The 16,352-nt window shown below is 60.4% G+C and carries 14 protein-coding genes; 3 read left to right on the forward strand and 11 right to left on the reverse strand.

The window, feature by feature from the left end; all coding sequences use genetic code 11:
* Positions 1-9 precede the first annotated feature (9 nt).
* Both CWM61_RS03490 and CWM61_RS03495 read right to left on the reverse strand, forming a co-directional pair.
* Positions 10-1,305 (reverse strand): MFS transporter, encoded by a 1,296-nt coding sequence (locus CWM61_RS03490; protein WP_100630751.1) that lies wholly within the window; start codon positions 1,303-1,305, stop codon positions 10-12.
* 305 nt (positions 1,306-1,610) lie between these two features.
* Positions 1,611-2,543, reverse strand: coding sequence for a LysR family transcriptional regulator (locus CWM61_RS03495; RefSeq protein ID WP_100630703.1), 933 nt, complete (start codon positions 2,541-2,543; stop codon positions 1,611-1,613).
* Between the two features lie 100 nt (positions 2,544-2,643).
* Between CWM61_RS03495 and CWM61_RS03500 the strand changes: the two genes are divergently transcribed.
* Positions 2,644-3,120, forward strand: coding sequence for a GNAT family N-acetyltransferase (locus tag CWM61_RS03500; protein ID WP_008804344.1), 477 nt, complete (start codon positions 2,644-2,646; stop codon positions 3,118-3,120).
* Between the two features lie 49 nt (positions 3,121-3,169).
* On the opposite strand, the gene pckA is transcribed toward CWM61_RS03500, so the two are convergent.
* Complete coding sequence (gene pckA, locus CWM61_RS03505) at positions 3,170-4,813, reverse strand: phosphoenolpyruvate carboxykinase (ATP) (RefSeq protein WP_012967799.1); 1,644 nt, start codon at positions 4,811-4,813, stop codon at positions 3,170-3,172.
* A gap of 283 nt (positions 4,814-5,096) precedes the next feature.
* Here pckA and CWM61_RS03510 point away from each other — a divergent pair, with 283 nt between their 5' ends.
* Positions 5,097-5,990 (forward strand): LysR substrate-binding domain-containing protein, encoded by an 894-nt coding sequence (locus CWM61_RS03510; protein WP_008804342.1) that lies wholly within the window; start codon positions 5,097-5,099, stop codon positions 5,988-5,990.
* Positions 5,991-5,995: 5 nt separating this feature from the next.
* Here CWM61_RS03510 and CWM61_RS03515 read toward each other — a convergent pair whose 3' ends face one another.
* The 5 genes from CWM61_RS03515 to CWM61_RS03535 form a co-directional block, all read right to left on the reverse strand.
* A complete protein-coding gene (locus CWM61_RS03515; RefSeq protein WP_023290181.1) occupies positions 5,996-6,715 on the reverse strand; it encodes an ABC transporter ATP-binding protein in 720 nt (239 codons plus the stop codon).
* Complete coding sequence (locus CWM61_RS03520; RefSeq protein WP_061154166.1) at positions 6,712-7,587, reverse strand: ABC transporter ATP-binding protein; 876 nt, start codon at positions 7,585-7,587, stop codon at positions 6,712-6,714. Before CWM61_RS03520 ends, CWM61_RS03515 begins: the two co-directional genes overlap by 4 nt.
* Positions 7,584-8,870, reverse strand: coding sequence for a high-affinity branched-chain amino acid ABC transporter permease LivM (livM, locus tag CWM61_RS03525; protein ID WP_074385495.1), 1,287 nt, complete (start codon positions 8,868-8,870; stop codon positions 7,584-7,586). The genes CWM61_RS03520 and livM overlap by 4 nt, the downstream gene beginning before the upstream one ends.
* Before the next feature lie 9 nt (positions 8,871-8,879).
* Positions 8,880-9,794, reverse strand: coding sequence for an ABC transporter permease subunit (locus CWM61_RS03530; protein WP_004175489.1), 915 nt, complete (start codon positions 9,792-9,794; stop codon positions 8,880-8,882).
* A 109-nt stretch (positions 9,795-9,903) separates the two neighbouring features.
* Positions 9,904-10,962 (reverse strand): branched-chain amino acid ABC transporter substrate-binding protein, encoded by a 1,059-nt coding sequence (locus CWM61_RS03535; RefSeq protein WP_162494489.1) that lies wholly within the window; start codon positions 10,960-10,962, stop codon positions 9,904-9,906.
* 289 nt (positions 10,963-11,251) lie between these two features.
* On the opposite strand from CWM61_RS03535, the gene CWM61_RS29020 reads away from it, so the two are divergent.
* Positions 11,252-11,398, forward strand: coding sequence for a hypothetical protein (locus tag CWM61_RS29020; protein WP_032431965.1), 147 nt, complete (start codon positions 11,252-11,254; stop codon positions 11,396-11,398).
* 51 nt (positions 11,399-11,449) lie between these two features.
* Here the strand turns inward: CWM61_RS29020 and pflB are convergent, their stop codons facing one another.
* Genes pflB through tdcC form a run of 3 tightly spaced genes read right to left on the reverse strand, consistent with a single transcriptional unit; the run spans position 11,450 to position 16,337 of the window.
* Entirely contained in the window at positions 11,450-13,744 is a 2,295-nt protein-coding gene (gene pflB / locus CWM61_RS03540) for a formate C-acetyltransferase (RefSeq protein WP_100630752.1), read from the reverse strand.
* 28 nt (positions 13,745-13,772) lie between these two features.
* On the reverse strand, positions 13,773-14,978 hold the full coding sequence (tdcD, locus tag CWM61_RS03545; protein WP_012967795.1) for a propionate kinase: 1,206 nt from the start codon (positions 14,976-14,978) through the stop codon (positions 13,773-13,775).
* A gap of 27 nt (positions 14,979-15,005) precedes the next feature.
* Positions 15,006-16,337, reverse strand: coding sequence for a threonine/serine transporter TdcC (gene tdcC / locus CWM61_RS03550; RefSeq protein ID WP_087653771.1), 1,332 nt, complete (start codon positions 16,335-16,337; stop codon positions 15,006-15,008).
* Between the last annotated feature and the right edge of the window lie 15 nt (positions 16,338-16,352).

Raw genomic sequence — 16,352 nt, forward strand, 5'->3', positions numbered from 1 at the left:
TCTCCCTGATTAACGTGCTGTCTGCAGCGCAACGGCGCTACGGCGATAGAGGTAGCAGGTGGCCAGCAGGCCGCAGACCGCGGCAAAGCTCATCCAGTAGCCGGGAGACGCTTTATCACCGGTATACTCGATCAGCGCCGTGGAAATCACCGGCGTGAAGCCGCCAAATACCGCGGTCGCCAGGCTGTAGGCCAGCGAGAAACCTGCCACGCGCACTTCGGCGGGCATAATTTCGGTCAGCGCCGGGATCATTGCCCCGTTGTACATGCCGTAGATAAACGACAGCCACAGCAGCACGCTCAGCATCATCAAAAAGCTCGGCGCGTTCGCCAGCATGGTCAGCGCAGGCCAGGCGGTAGCCAGCGCCAGCAGGGTCATGGCAATCAGCACCGGTCGGCGGCCAAAGCGGTCAGACAGCGCCCCGCCCACTGGCAGCCAGAAGAAGTTGGAAATCGCCACCAGCAGCGTAACCAGCAGGCTGTCAGAGGCGCTGAGCATCAGCACCTTTTTACCAAAGGTCGGCGCATAGACGGTGATCAGGTAGAACGCGGTGGTGGTCATCGCCACCATCATCATCCCGGCGATAACCACCTGCCAGTTCGCCAGCAGCGTGGCGAACACCTGGCGCATCGCCAGATGATGGCGGCGGGCCGTAAACTCCTGGGTCTCCTCCAGCTTACGGCGCAGGACAAAAATGAACGGTACGATCAGGCAGCCGAAGACGAACGGAATGCGCCAGCCCCAGCCGCTGATGGCGCTCTGCTCCAGCACCGCGTTGAGGGCAAAGCCCATCGCGGCCGCCACCATGATGGCAACCTGCTGACTACCCGACTGCCAGCTGGTGTAAAAGCCTTTGCGGCCCGGCGTGGCGATCTCGGCCAGATAGACCGACACCCCGCCCAGCTCGGCGCCAGCGGAAAAGCCCTGCAGCAGACGGCCGATCAGCACCAGCAGCGGCGCCCACAGGCCAATGGTCTGGTAAGAGGGGACCAGCACGATCAGGAAGGTGCCGGTGGCCATGATCGACAGGGTGACGATCAGCCCCTTGCGCCGCCCCACCTTGTCGATGTAGGCGCCAAGAACGATGGCGCCGATGGGGCGCATCAAAAAGCCGGCGCCAAAGACCGCGAAGGTCATCATCAGGGAGGCGAATTCACTGCTCGCCGGAAAAAAGGTATGTGCGATGTAGGTGGCATAAAACCCGAACAGGAAAAAGTCGAACTGTTCGAGAAAGTTACCGGACGTGACGCGCAGGATGGCGCCGATCCGGTCACGGGTACTCATCAGTGAGGTTGTCGAATGCATGCAGGTCTCCAGTTTGTTATCCACGCGTTGTCGCGCGCCTGTTGCTGAAGACTGAAACAGAACCGGGAACGAAATAAGCGTAATAAACGCATCCATTAATGCATTTTACGCATGAATAACATTTAACTAATTAACATTACTTTTACATACAATCATTTAACACATGCCGTGCTAACCACGCCGCGGGTGACGGCGAAAAAGTCAGTTTTCCGTTTTGTGACCGAGGCCAGGGTACGTCGCCGTGGGTTGACGGCATAAAAACCCTGGCCTGGGGTGAGGATACACGCTGCCGGCCGCAAAGCGCGTCAGGAAGCGGACGCGGCAGACTCCCCCACCAGCGTCTGCAACAGAGCGATCAGCCAGCGAGTAGCCTCGCGTTTCCCGCTGCGTTGGTGAGCGTAAATCTTGACGTCAAACGGCGGAACCGGAAACGGCAGCGGGAAAATGGTCAACCGGGCGGCGCGGGCCATCGCCTCCGCCGCTCGCCGGGGCAGCGCCATCAACAGGTCGCTCTGCTCAATAATGAAGGGCGCGCTCAGCATCGAGGGGGTTTTCATCGCCACCTGCCGCGAATAGCCCTGCCGCTCAAGCTCACAGTCCAGGACCCCCTGCTGCTCATTCCACGGGGTCACCACCAGATGACGGGCCGCAAGGTAGGCGTCCAGGGTCAGCGCCGTCCGGTCGGCCTGGCTGATGACCACATATTCGTCCCGCAGCCAGTTAATCTCCTCAAGATCGGGATGGGCTGGCTCGTCAGGGGTATTGAACCCGAGGGCCAGGTCGACCTCGCCCGCCAGCAGCTCGGTCAGCGCCGGGCTGTGGGGCAGATAACGGAGCTCAAACCGCAGCCCAGGCGCCTCACGCTGCAGGTGGTGCATCAGCGTCGGAAAGACGCAGAACGCGGTGAAATCGGTGATCGCAATCTGCATGCAGTCGGTGCTGGCGGCCGGCACAAACGCCGCCGGCGGCGTCAGCTCCTGGTTAAGAAACTTCAGCGCCGAAGCAATAGAGGGCGCCAGCTGGCTGGCATAGACGCTGGGGCACATCCGGTGCCCTTCGCGATAGAACAGCGGATCGTTGAGGGCGCTGCGCAGCCGGGAAAGCGCGTGGCTCAGCGCCGAGGTGCTCATCGCCAGCTCTTCCGCCGCCAGGCGCACCGAGCGGGAGCGATAGACCGCGTCAAAGACAGGCAGCAGGTTGAGGTCAATCCGGCGCAGGACAGGATGCATAATATTCATCGTTTGCTGATTTCATTGCACTTAATTCTTTTCACAATACCGCTTATCCTCAGGGTCAGCAATTTTGCTCTCTCTTTTGACAATTGATACAGGACGCCCCATGAGCATCACAATCCGCCAGGCCACCCCGGACGACGCCACCGCTATTTACGACATGATTTATGAACTCGCGGTCTACGAGAAAGCCCCTGAAGAGGTGGTGACGACGGCAGAGGAGATCAGAGAGACGCTATTTGCCAGCGGCAGCAAAACCGAAGCGCTGATCTGCGAGGTGGCGGGCAAAGCGGTGGGCTACGCGGTGTTCTTCACCAGCTACTCCACCTGGCTTGGACGCAATGGTATCTATATGGAGGATCTGTACGTGACCCCCGACTATCGCGGGATTGGCGCCGGAAAAGCGCTGCTGAAAACCATCGCGCAATATGCTGTACAGCGTCAGTGCGGGCGTCTGGAGTGGAGCGTGCTCGACTGGAACCAGCCGGCGATTGATTTCTATCTGAGCATTGGCGCGCAGCCGCAGGATGAGTGGGTGCGTTATCGCCTCACGGGCGATGCGCTGCGGGCCTTTGCGGAGTAAAGCGGCTCGCCAGCAGGTCGGCGCCAGGCGTCGACCTGCTGGCCGCGGATCAGGCTTCGACCGCGCTATTCTGCAGCTGCGGACCGGCCAGCGCCAGACGCGCGCCCGCTTCGGTATCGCTGTACTGCTTAAAGTTATCCATAAACAGCTGAGCCAGGCTCTCGGCCTTCTCCTGCCACTTATCCGCTGAGCTCCAGCCATTGCGCGGATCCAGCACCGCGCTGTCTACCCCTGGAATGCTCTGCGGGATCGCAAGACCGAACACCGGGATGGTCTCATCGCGCAGCGGGCCGGTAGTGCCGTTGAGGATCGCGCTAATGATGCTGCGGGTATCGCGCAGCGACAGGCGTTTGCCCTCGCCGTTCCAGCCGGTGTTGACCAGCCAGGCTTCCGCACCGGATTCCGCCATCTTCGCCGCCAGGACGCTGGCGTACTGGGTTGGGTGAAGCAGCAGGAACGCCGCGCCATAGCAGGCGGAGAAGGTCGGCGTCGGCTGGGTAATGCCGCGCTCGGTACCCGCCAGCTTCGAGGTGAAACCCGACAGGAAATGGTACTGCATCTGCTCGGTTGTCAGACGGGAGACCGGCGGCAGGACGCCAAACGCGTCGGCGGCAAGGAAAATCACCTTCGACGGATGGCCCGCGCGGGACACCGGCTTGACGATATTGTCGATATGCGACAGCGGATAGGAGACGCGGGTGTTTTCGGTTTTGCTGCCGTCGGCATAATCCACGCTGCCGTCAGCGCGCACCACCACGTTTTCCAGCAGCGCATTGCGGCGGATGGCGCCATAAATCTCCGGCTCCGCCTGCGGGTCGAGATTGATGGTCTTGGCGTAGCAGCCGCCTTCAAAGTTAAACACGCCGTCATCGTCCCAGCCGTGCTCGTCATCGCCAATCAGCTGACGATGCGGATCGGTCGACAGGGTGGTTTTGCCGGTCCCGGAGAGGCCGAAGAACAGCGCCACGTCCCCTGCTTCGCCACGGTTGGCCGAGCAGTGCATCGACGCGATGCCTTTCTGCGGCAGCAGGTAGTTCATGACCGAGAACAGCCCTTTCTTCATTTCGCCGCCGTACCAGGTGCCGCCGATGAGCTGAATACGCTCGCTGAGATTAAAGGCGACGAAGTTCTCGGAGTTCATCCCCTGCGCCTGCCAGTTGGCATTGGTGCAGCCCGCGCCGTTGAGCACCACGAAGTCTGGCGTAAAGCTGGCCAGCTCGTCTGCGCTCGGCACGATAAACATGTTTTTGACAAAGTGAGCCTGCCACGCCACCTCGGTAACGAAGCGTACGCCAAGGCGAGTGTCCGGGCTGGCGCCGCACCAGGCGTCGATGACGTACAGTTTTTTACCGCTCAGCTGGCCCGCGACCAGGCTTTTCAGGCTGCGCCACACGTCTGGCGATAACGGTTTATTGTCATTGCGGCCGAGGCCGGAGTCTGCCCACCAGACGGTGTCGCGAGTCTGTTCGTCGCGGACGATATATTTATCGCGCGGTGAACGGCCGGTGAAGATCCCGGTATCAACAGCCACAGCGCCAGAGTCGGTCATCACGCCGCGGGCCGCGCCGGTCAGCTCAGGAGCGGTTTCATGTGCAATAAGCAAATCGTAATCAGGGTTGTAAAAGAATTCGCCGCTTGCATTAATCCCCAGCTCCTGCAGAGCCATTTTAACTGATTCAATTTGTTGTGACATGGAACTCCTGACAAACTATTTAAGGTAAGAGGCCTGGGTTATTCATTGCTTTCGTCATCGTCGCCGGCGATTTAATAAGATAAGTCCTGGACAATAAAATAAAGCAATAAATAACCGTGAGTCGCGATTTCATATCGTGCTCATGTAGGGTCGCCGATATGCATTCATAAATCTCAACTTTCCAAAAAATGTTAACACCTGTCGATAATTATGTTAATTGCATAGTTTCTATGCGCTATGCTAAAATTGCATAGCCTTTATTACGTTTTTGAGGACTGGATCGGTGTTGGCAAATCTGGAAGTAAAATGGCTGTATGATGTGATTGCCCTCGAGGAGTCGCGCAGCTTTACCCTGGCGGCCAAAGCCCGCAACATCTCTCAGTCCTCGTTCAGCCGGCGCATCCAGTCGCTGGAGGCCTCCCTCGGATTCAGCATCTTCGATCGTAGCGCCAACCCCCTGCAGCTGACCAACCGCGGGAAAATTTTTGTCGGCTATGCGCGAAATATGCTCGATGACATGGATTTTCAGATCAGTCGTATTAAGGGGTTAAATAACACGACCCAGAAAATAAGAATCGACGCGGCCCCTTCGCTGTCGGTGTTATTGCTGCCGGAAATCATCGCCGGTTACACCGACCGTAAAAATAAGACTTTTCATGTTGAATCGATTAACGTCAACGACGCCGTATTTAATCTGAAAGAGGGAAAAAGCGATTTTATCCTCTCCTTCTATAATGAAGAATTAATGAACTATCCGTTTATTAATCATAAAATTTTTGATTCTTACCTGCACCTGGTCTCCCCCTGCGACGAACATGGCCGCCCGCTGTTTCATTTACATCGCGGCGTGCTGCCGCTGATGAAATACGCCAACGACAGCTATATGGGGCGCCAGGTCAATCAGGTGATCGACCGTACGCCGGAGATCACCTTCTCCCTTACGTTTGTCTCTTCCATGAGCGAGCTGCTCAAGCGCATGATCCTCAATGGCGACGGCGTGGGCTGGCTACCGCAATACTCTATTCAGCGCGAGCTGGACGAAGGCCGACTGACGATCCTCGATGACCGCCTGTCGCTGCCCATCGGCGCCTGGCTCTACCGCTCCGGCTCGCGGCTTAACCAGGCCGCCGAACGTTTCTGGCAGCACATTAAAACCCGTAACGAACCGCGGGAATAACCCCCTCAGCCGCTGATCCCCAGATATGCCTTACGCACCTCCGGGTCGTTGAGCAGCGCCTGGCCGCTGCCGCTCAGGCGGATCTGGCCGTTCACCATCACATAGGCGCGGTCCGACAGGTTAAGGGCATGGCGGGCATTCTGCTCCACCAGAAACAGCGTCATCCCCTGGGCCGTCAGCTCGCGCAGGATCTGAAAAATCTGCTTCACCACCAGCGGCGCCAGCCCCAGGCTCGGCTCATCCAGCAGCAGCAGGCGCGGTCGGCTCATCAGCGCCCTGGCGATGGCCAGCATCTGCTGCTCGCCGCCGGAGAGGGTCATCGCCCGCTGTCCCCGCCGTTCTTCCAGCCGGGGGAACAGCTGATACATCCGCGCCTTGTCTTCGGCCTGATAGCGGTTGCCGATGGCAATGGTCCCCATCAGCAGATTCTCCTCGACGGTCATATCGGGAAAGATGCGCCGCCCTTCCGGGGCCTGGGCGATACCGTTGCTGGCGATAAAGTGGGTCGATTTCCGGCTGATCGCCTCCCCGCGATAGAAAATCTCCCCGCCGGCAATGCGCGGCTGGCCGAAGACCGACATCAGCAGCGTTGATTTACCGGCGCCGTTGGCGCCGATCAGCGCCACCGTCTCCCCCTCGTTGACGGTGAGGGAGACCTGCTTCAGGGCCTGGATCGGCCCGTAGAAGACATCCACCTCATCAAAAGCAAGCAATGGCTGGCTCATCGGCGCGTCTCCTCTTCCTCAGCGCCAAGATAGGCGGCAATCACGCTGGCGTTGGCCTGGATCGCCTGCGGCGCGCCGCGGGCGATGACGTCCCCGTGATCGAGGACGATGATATGATCCGAAATCTCCATCACCATCCCCATATCATGTTCGATCAACAACACCGTAATGTCGTGCTGCTGGCGCAGAAAGCGAATAATCCGGCTCAGCGCCTGGGTTTCCACTGGGTTAAGGCCGGCGGCCGGCTCGTCCAGACAGATCATCTCCGGGCGGGTACACATGGCGCGGGCGATCTCCAGCCGCCGCTGCTGTCCGTAGGAGAGGGTCCCCGCCAGACGGTTGGCGCAGTCCACCATCTCCACCACCTCCAGCCAGTAAAAAGCGCGGTCCAGCGCCTGACTCTCCGCCTGCCGATACCCGCGGGTATTGAGGATCCCGGCCAGCAGATGGCGGTTAACCTGGGTATGCTGGGCCACCAGCAGGTTCTCAATCACCGACATCTCGCGGAATAAGCGAATGTTCTGGAAGGTGCGCGCCAGGCCAGCGCGGTTCACCAGATGGGTGCCACCGAACATCTTGTAATAGATCCGCCGTCCCAGCTGCGCCGGGTGAAGAAAATCGTCCGGGTGAAGCTTCTGCCCCAGCACCTGAATAACATCGGTGACCTTTTCCCGCGCCCGCAGCACGATACTGCCCCCCGTCGCCCGGTAAAAACCGGTCAGGCAGTTAAACACCGTGGTCTTGCCCGCGCCGTTGGGGCCGATCAGGGCGGTGATCGACCCCCGCTCCACCTCCAGATTGACATCATTCAGCGCTTTGATGCCGCCGAAATGCATCATCAGATGCTCAACGCGTAAGATGCTGTCGGTCATGGCGCGACTCCTTTTCGCAACGCAACCCCACTGCGGCTGGTGCGCACCAGGCCGCGCGGCCGCCAGATCATCATCACCACCATCAGCACGCCGAACAGCAGCACCCGATATTCGTCAAAACCGCGCAGCAACTCCGGAGTGACCGTCAGGACAAACGCCGCCAGCACCACTCCCAGGGTGGAGCCCATTCCCCCCAGCACCACGATCGCCAGGATCAGCGCCGACTCAAAAAAGGTGAACGACGTCGGGTTAACAAACCCCTGATAGCTGGCGAAGAACACCCCGGCGATGCCGGCGGTCGACGCGCCGAGCATAAACGCCGAGAGCTTCACCAGCACGTGGTTGAGCCCCATTGCCCGACAGGCGATCTCATCCTCGCGCAGCGCCTCCCAGGCGCGGCCGATGGGCATCCGCGTCAGACGATGTTTCACCAGCAGTACCAGCATCACCACCAGGCACAGTACGGCGTAGAGGAAGATAAATTTCAGGTTGGGGTTGTAGCTGACGTGGAAAAACTCATGGATGGGGATGCCGCCATCCTTGGCCCGGCGGGTAAATTCGAGGCCAAACAGCGTGGGGGACGGCACCGGTACGCCGTTGGGCCCCCCGGTGAAGCTCACCCAGTTGTTGAGCACCAGGCGGATAATTTCGCCAAAGCCGAGGGTGACGATGGCCAGATAGTCGCCATGCATGCGCAGCACCGGAAAGCCCAGCAACGCCCCGGCGAGGGCCGCCATCACCGCCCCCAGCGGCAGCATCGCCCAGAAGCCGAGGCCGAGGTACTGGTAGCCCAGCGCCAGGCCGTAGGCGCCGATGGCGTAGAACGCCACATACCCCAGATCGAGCAGGCCCGCGAGGCCCACCACAATATTCAGCCCCAGGCCAAGCAGAACGTAGATCAGGCCGAGGATCGCCACGGTCAGCAGGTATTTGCTGGCGAGAAGCGGAAAGGCGATGGCCAGGACCACCAGCAGCGGCATTATCCAGCGCAGCCGCGAGCGGTAGCCCGGCGGCCGGACGTACACCCCGTCATCTGCCCCCTCAAAGCGGGCAATAAAGGCTTTTCCCCGACCACTCTGCAGCAGCAGGCTGAGCGCCAGCCTGCCGGCCATCACCACCGCCACCAGGATCGCCACCCGCGCGGGCGCGAGGGTAAAACCATACCCTTTGAGCACCACGCCGACGATCGGGCCAAAGACAATTAACGCGCAAAGACCGGCCAGCACGCTGTCGATCAGCGCGCTTTTGATATCCCGCGCAGGCTGGCGCGTAAATTCACCCATAAAGCCTCCTTAGACCTTGGCCACCAGCGGACGTCCCAGCAGCCCCTGCGGGCGAAAAATCAGGATCGCCACCAGCAGCGCAAAGGAAAAGACATCTTTGTAATCCGAATTCACCAGCCCGGCGAACTGCGCCTCGGCCACCCCGAGCAGCAGTCCGCCCAGCATCGCGCCAGGCAGCGAGCCGATCCCGCCCAGCACCGCGGCGGTGAAGGCTTTGATGCCGATAATAAATCCGATATAGAAGTCGAAGGTGCCGTAGTTCATGGTCACCAGCACGCCGGCCAGACCGGCCATCGCCGCGCCGATGACAAACACCAGGGAGATCACCCGGTCGGTATTGATGCCGAGGATCGCCGCCATGCGCCGATCCTGCTGGGTAGCGCGACAGATGCGCCCCAGCCGGGTGTACTGGATAATCCAGGTCAGGATCAGCATCCCCACCAGCGCCGCGACGAGAATAAACACTTTGGTCCAGGTGATCTGCACCACCCCATCGCCCACCGTCATGCGCAGCGCGCCGCTGAGCAGCGTCGGGATCCCCTGCTGGTTCGGCCCCTGGCTCAGCTGGACATAGTTCTGCAGGATCAGCGACATTCCGATAGCCGAGATCAGCGGCGCCAGCCGCGTCGAGTTGCGCAGCGGCCTGTAGGCGATGCGCTCAATAGCCCAGCCATATACGCCGGTGACCACGATGGTGAACACCAGGGTGGCGAAAATCAGCAGCGGAAAGGAGTGGATCCCGAAGAAAGAGAGCAGCGCCAGGCCGATGGCGCACAGATAGGCGGAGACCATATACACCTCGCCGTGGGCGAAGTTGATCATGCCGATGATCCCATACACCATGGTGTAGCCGATGGCGATTAAGCCGTACACTGCGCCCAGCGTCAGCCCATTGATCAGTTGTTGCAGAAAAAACGCCGTCATAGCCCCTCCAGCCGCCAGGCAGACGGCCGCCGGGTTCCGTTCCCGGTCGACCGCCGTCATGTGACGATTCGCAAGTCAAAAGGACAGAGCGTCCTCAGGTCGTGGCCGATCAGAGCTGGTGATATTTGCCCTTGTCGTCCCACTGATAGACCACGTAGTCGGACACCTTGAGGTCGCCTTTGCCATCCCAGGCTTTCTTGCCCATCACCGTATCGACGTCGTGGCTCTTCAGCCAGTCGCTGGCTTTGGCGTTATCGGTGCCGACGGCGTTCCAGGCCGCGGCAATAGCCTGAATGGAGGCGTAGGCGTAGAGGGTATAGCCTTCTGGTTCAAAGCCGCTGGCGCGGAACTTCTCGATCACCGCTTTGCCTTCCGGGAGGGTGCGCGGGTCCTGACCAAAGGTCATCAGCACGCCGTTGGTGAACTGCGGCCCGCCGGCGGCCGTCACCAGCTCCTCGGTGACGATACAGTCGCCGGAGAAGAATTTAGCCTGCACCCCCTGCTCGCGCATCTGACGCACCAGCGGGCCCGCTTCCGGATGACAGCCGCCAAAGTAGACCACGTCCGGCTTCAGGGCGCCGATCTTGGTCACCAGGGCGTTAAAGTCTTTTTCACCGCGGGAGAGGCCTTCGTACAACACTTCTTTGGTGCCCCGCTTCGCCAGCGCCGCGCGGGTGGCATCGGCCAGCCCCTGACCATAGGTGTCTTTATCGTGGATGACGGCAATTTTCTTCGCCTTCAGCACATCCAGCATATAGTTGGCGGCAATCGCCCCCTGCTGATCGTCACGACCACACATGCGGAAAAGGTCCTTCATGCCGCGCTCAGTGATCTGCGGGTTGGTCGAGCCGGGGGTAATGGTCAGGATCCCGGCTTCGTCATATACCTCGGAGGCCGGCATCGTTGAGGAAGAGCAAAAGTGCCCCACCACGGCGGAGACTTTCGCTTCGTCCACCAGCCGGTTGGCCACCGCCACCGCCTGCTTCGGTTCGCACGCGTCATCCCCCTGCACCAGCACAATCTTTTCGCCTTTGATGCCACCGGCGGCATTGATATCGGCCACCGCCTGCGAGGCCCCCTTCCAGTACTGGGCGCCGTAGGTGGCGTTGGGTCCGGTAAAAGGCCCGGCGACGCCGATCTTCACGTCTGCCTGGGCGTAAAAGGCCATGCTCATACAACCTGCTATCACAACATGAAGCGTCATTGTTTTCAGTTTCAAAGACATTCGGATATTCCTCAGCGATGTAAAGCCTGGCGTCATGGAATGACGCAGAAAATATCACTTACTGTGTGGTGCCGACGTTGGCGCAGCGCCAGGACGGCCAGGGTGGAAGAAGCAAAAATCCCGCCAGGTAGAGAGGTCGCGCCGGAGCGCGGACGCCCCGGTCAGTGCGCACGCGACGGCAACCCGTGCCGCATCCGGCAAGGGCGCATTCCCTTTCAGGTCAGGAGATCGGTTGCCATCACGTGGCGAGCCGGACAACGCGGTATCCGTACCGACCCGTGAGCTAAACATAGATGCAGTTAGCGGTCGCTGCGCGCCAGCGTGGTGCAAAAATGCGAATATGATCAACAGTGGTGATTATTTTGTTGCGGTAATGTGAAGATGATAACAGGAGAGCCCGTTAAAGGCTCTCCTGTGGCCTGGCGGCCGCTCAGAGTTGGCTGGTGAACGTTCGGGAGATCACATCCTGCTGCTGCTCGCGGGTCAGCGCGTTAAAGCGGACCGCATAGCCGGAGACGCGGATCGTCAGATTCGGATACTGCTCCGGGTGTTCTATCGCATCGAGCAGCTTTTCCCGGTTCAGCACATTGACGTTAAGATGCTGTCCCCCCTCCACCGTCTCCTCGTGGTGGAAGTAGCCGTCCAGCAGCCCCACCAGGTTGTTTTCCTGCGCCGACGGGGCTTTGCCGAGGGCCGCCGGCACGATGGAGAAGGTATACGAGATGCCATCTTTGGCGTAGGTAAACGGCAGTTTCGCCACCGAGGTCAGCGACGCCACCGCCCCTTTCCGGTCGCGGCCATGCATCGGGTTGGCCCCCGGGGCGAACGGCGTCCCCGCCCGACGTCCGTCCGGCGTATTGCCGGTTTTCTGTCCGTATACTACGTTGGAGGTGATGGTCAGGATCGACTGGGTCGGCACCGCCTGACGCCAGGTGGGGAGCGCCTGAATTTTGCGCATAAAGCGCTCCACCAGGTCGCAGGCGATGGCATCGACCCGATCGTCGTTGTTGCCGTACTGCGGATAATCGCCCTCAATGACAAAGTCCACCGCCAGCCCGTGGTGATCGCGCACCGGCTTCACCCGGGCATACTTTATCGCCGACAGCGAATCCGCCGCCACCGACAGGCCGGCGATGCCGCAGGCCATCGTGCGGTAGACGTCGCGGTCGTGCAGGGCCATCAGCGCCGCCTCGTAGCTGTACTTATCATGCATACAATGGATGATGTTCAGCGCGCTGATGTACTGCACCGCCAGCCAGTCCATAAAGTGGTCGAGGCTGGCCATCACGGTGTCATAGTCCAGCACCTCATCACGCAGAGGGTCAGTTTTCGGCCCCACCTGGATCTTCAGTTTCTCATCCACCCCGCCGTTAATCGCGTAGAGCAGCGTTTTGGCGAGATTGGCGCGGGCGCCGAAGAACTGCATCTGCTTGCCGATCACCATCGGGCTGACGCAGCAGGCGATGGCGTAGTCGTCGCTGTGAAAATCGCTGCGCATCAGATCGTCGTTCTCATACTGCAGCGACGAGGTGGCGATAGAGACCCGGGCGGCATATTTTTTAAACGCCACCGGCAGCGCTTGTGACCAGAGCACGGTCAGGTTGGGCTCTGGCGCCGGCCCCATGGTGTGCAGAGTATGCAGGTAACGGAAGGTGGTTTTACTGACCAGGGTGCGGCCATCCAGCCCCATGCCGCCCAGCACCTCCGTCGCCCAGATGGGATCCCCGGAGAACAACGTGTCAAATTCCGGGGTGCGCAGGAAACGCACCATGCGGATCTTCATGATGAAGTGGTCAATGAGCTCCTGAGCCTGCTGTTCATTGAGCCGACCCGCCCGCAGATCGCGTTCGATATAGATGTCGAGGAAGGTGGCCGTACGCCCCAGCGACATGGCGCCGCCGTTCTGCGACTTCACCGCCGCCAGGTAGGCGAAGTACAGCCACTGCACCGCCTCCCGGGCAGTACGCGCCGGGTGGGAGATATCGCAGCCGTAGCGGGCCGCCATCTCCTGCATCTGCTGCAGCGCGCGCCGCTGTTCGGCCAGCTCTTCGCGCAGGCGCAGGGTGGCCTCCAGCGCCTCGCCGCGCTCCAGGGCTGGCTGCAGGTCGGCAAACTGCAGCTCACGTTCGCGAACCAGATAGCGGATGCCGTACAGCGCCACGCGACGGTAATCGCCGATGATCCGTCCGCGGCCATAGCCGTCCGGTAGCCCGGTGAGCACCCCCGACTTGCGACAGCGCAGCATATCCGGGGAATAGACGTCAAATACCCCCTGATTGTGGGTCTTGCGCAGCGCCGTAAACTGATACTCAAAGTCGGGATCCATTTCGCGGCCATAGGCCTCGAAGGCGCTTTTGATCATATTGATGCCGCCAAAAGGATGCAGGGCGCGCTTCAGCGGCTGGTCCGTTTGCAGGCCGACGATCCTTTCCAGTGGCTGGTTGATATAGCCCGCCGCGTGGGCGGTGATGGAGGTGGCGACATTGGTGTCGAAATCCACCGGCGCATGGGTGGCGTTCTCGACGCGGATCCCGGCCATTACCTGCTCCCAGAGGGCGGTGGTCGCTGGCGTCGCGTCGGCGAGGAAAGACTCATCGCCCTCGTAAGGGGTGTAGTTATGCTGAATAAAATCGCGGACGTCGATCTGCGTTTGCCACGCCGTACCGCGAAAGCCCTGCCAGGCCTCGGCGTATCGTACATCCTGGGTATCGATATCTACTTTCATGAACATCGTCTCTCTACAGAATAAAAAGTCAGGCCAGCGCCGCCGTGTGGATCCGCCCTAAGCGGATCGCATCAAGGGCAATCATGCGCTCTTCATTGGTAGGAATAACCGCGCAGCGCACCCGGCTGGCGTCGGCGGAGATCAGGCGTTCGCCGACCGAATTAGGCTGTTGGTTGCGGGCGACGTCCATCTCAAGGCCAAAGACCGCCAGCCGCTCGCTCACCAGCCGACGGATCAGCACCGAGTTCTCGCCAATCCCGCCGGTGAAAATAATGCCGTCGAGACGCTGCAGCGCGGCGGCGTGACCGGCAATATGACGGGCGATGCGATGGACAAAGGTTTTAATCGCCAGGCGGGCGCGGGCATGGCCCTCATGCCACGCCTGCTCCAGCACCCGCAGGTCGGAGGAAAGGCCGGAGATCCCCAGCAGGCCGGAGGCGGTGTTGGCCACCCGCTCCAGGTCGCTGAGGGTCTGCCGGGTCTCCCCGGCAATCCACGCCATGGCGCCGAAGTCGACATCGCCGCTGCGGGTGCCCATCATCAGCCCCTCCAGCGGCGTCATTCCCATCGAGGTGTCCACGCTGCGGCCGTTGCGCACCGCGCAGATCGAGGCGCCATTGCCCAGGTGGGCGATCACCAGGCCGCTCTCCTGCTCCGGCAACCCGAGCAGCGCCAGGGCGCGCCGGGACACATAGCGGTGCGAGGTACCGTGGAAACCGTAGCGGCGTACCCCGAGGTTCTGGTAATACTCCCACGGCAGACCATAGAGAAAGGCTTCCGGGGCCAGGGTCTGGTGAAAGCTGGTATCAAAGACCGCCACCTGCATCACTTGCGGGAACAGCCGCTGCGCCGAGGCGATGCCGCTGAGACTGGCGTAGTTATGCAGCGGGGCCAGGGACGATACCTGGCGAATGTTATTGATAACCTCCTCGCTAATAATGACCGACTCGGTGAAGAGGTCGCCGCCGTGGGCGACGCGGTGGCCAATCAGGGCCACGCTGTCGATAAGGTCGCGTTGGGCTAATGCTCCGGCAATCGCCTGCAGGGCGCCTTCATAGCCGCGCTGCGCCAGCGCCACCGGCTCGCCGCCGTTGAGCGAGAGAAACGCCCGTTCCGCGTTGATGCCCTCGGCCACGCCGTTCAGCAGGCAGTCGCAGCTGGCGGCGTCCAGGACGGAAAATTTGATCGACGACGAGCCGCAGTTGATCACCAGTACTACCGGAAATTCAGTCATGTTGTACTCCGCGTGGCCTGAGCCGGATTAGAACAGTTTGTAAACGATGTTGAGGATGGTCAGCAGACCAATGGCGGTCACAAAGAGGTTATCGAGACGTCCACGGTATTTGGCCAGCGAAGGCGCTTTATGAATGGCGTACATCGGCAGCAGGCACAGCAGCGAGGCGATAATTGGCGCGCCCATGGCCTCAATCAGGTCGAGGATATTGGGGTTGGCATACGCCACCACCCAGGTCGAGCCCATGATGAACACCATGCTCAGGGTATTGAGCTTGCCGCTGGAGACCCGGGTTTTATCCCCTTTATAGCCGAAGCGCAGGATCAGACCGTTCAGCCCCTCGAGGGTGCCGAGATAGTGGCCGAAGAACGATTTGAAGATGGCCACCAGGGCGATGATCGACGCGCCATACTCCAGCAGGGTGGCAAACGTGGATTTGGTGCCCGACATCGAGGCAAAGTGGTTCGCCAGATAGGAGAGCACCGGGATATTTTGCGCCTTGGCGTCCGCCATGTTCTGCGGCGAGAGGGTAAACAGGCAGCTGAAGGCGAAGAACATCACCACCGCCACCATCAGCATGCTGGCCCGGGAGATGATCTGTGAGCATTTGCGTTCGGTATACTCCCGGCCAAACTGCGCTTCATACTCTTCGCGTTTGGAGACCACAAATGAGGAGACGATCGGCGAGAAGTTAAAGGAGAACACCATGATGGAGATGCCCAGCCATACCGTCACCAGAATGCCGTCGTGACCGGTTAAGGCGATATCGCTGAGGTTGACCTGGTCAATCACCGCGCTATTCCAGTAAGGGATCAGGGACAGGGAGATCACCACCAGGCTGGCGATAAACGGCCACACCAGATAGCTCATCACCTTGACCATCAGGTCTTTACCAAACCAGATGACAAACGCCATCAGCAGCAGCAGGAGCAGCGCCACCACCCCGCGGTTGAGGGCCGGCATCTGCAGCTGGTTCTCCCAGAAGGTCATAAAGGTATTGGTGATCGTGACGCCATAAATCCACAGCAGCGGGCAAATGGCGAAGAAGTACAGAAAGGTGATCACCACCCCGCCGGTTTTGCCAAAATGCTCTTCCACCGTTTCGGTGATATTGCCGGAGGGGTTAGCCCCCGACAGGCATAGCCGGGCCAGCGCCCGATGGCAATAAAAGGCGATGGGATAGGCCAGCACCAGCATCACCAGGATCGGGATCAGCCCGCCGAAGCCAGCGCGAATAGGGAAAAACAGCACCCCGGCGCCGATAGCGGTGCCAAACAGGCCCAGGGTCCAGGTGGTGTCAGATTTACGCCAGGACGAAAGGCTTGTCTGGCTGGATGCAATGCTCTCAGTCGTACTCATATCCTGTCCTCACTT

It is taken from the genome of Klebsiella sp. K-Nf6 (genome assembly GCF_002806655.1).
Taxonomy (GTDB): Bacteria; Pseudomonadota; Gammaproteobacteria; order Enterobacterales; family Enterobacteriaceae; genus Klebsiella; species Klebsiella variicola.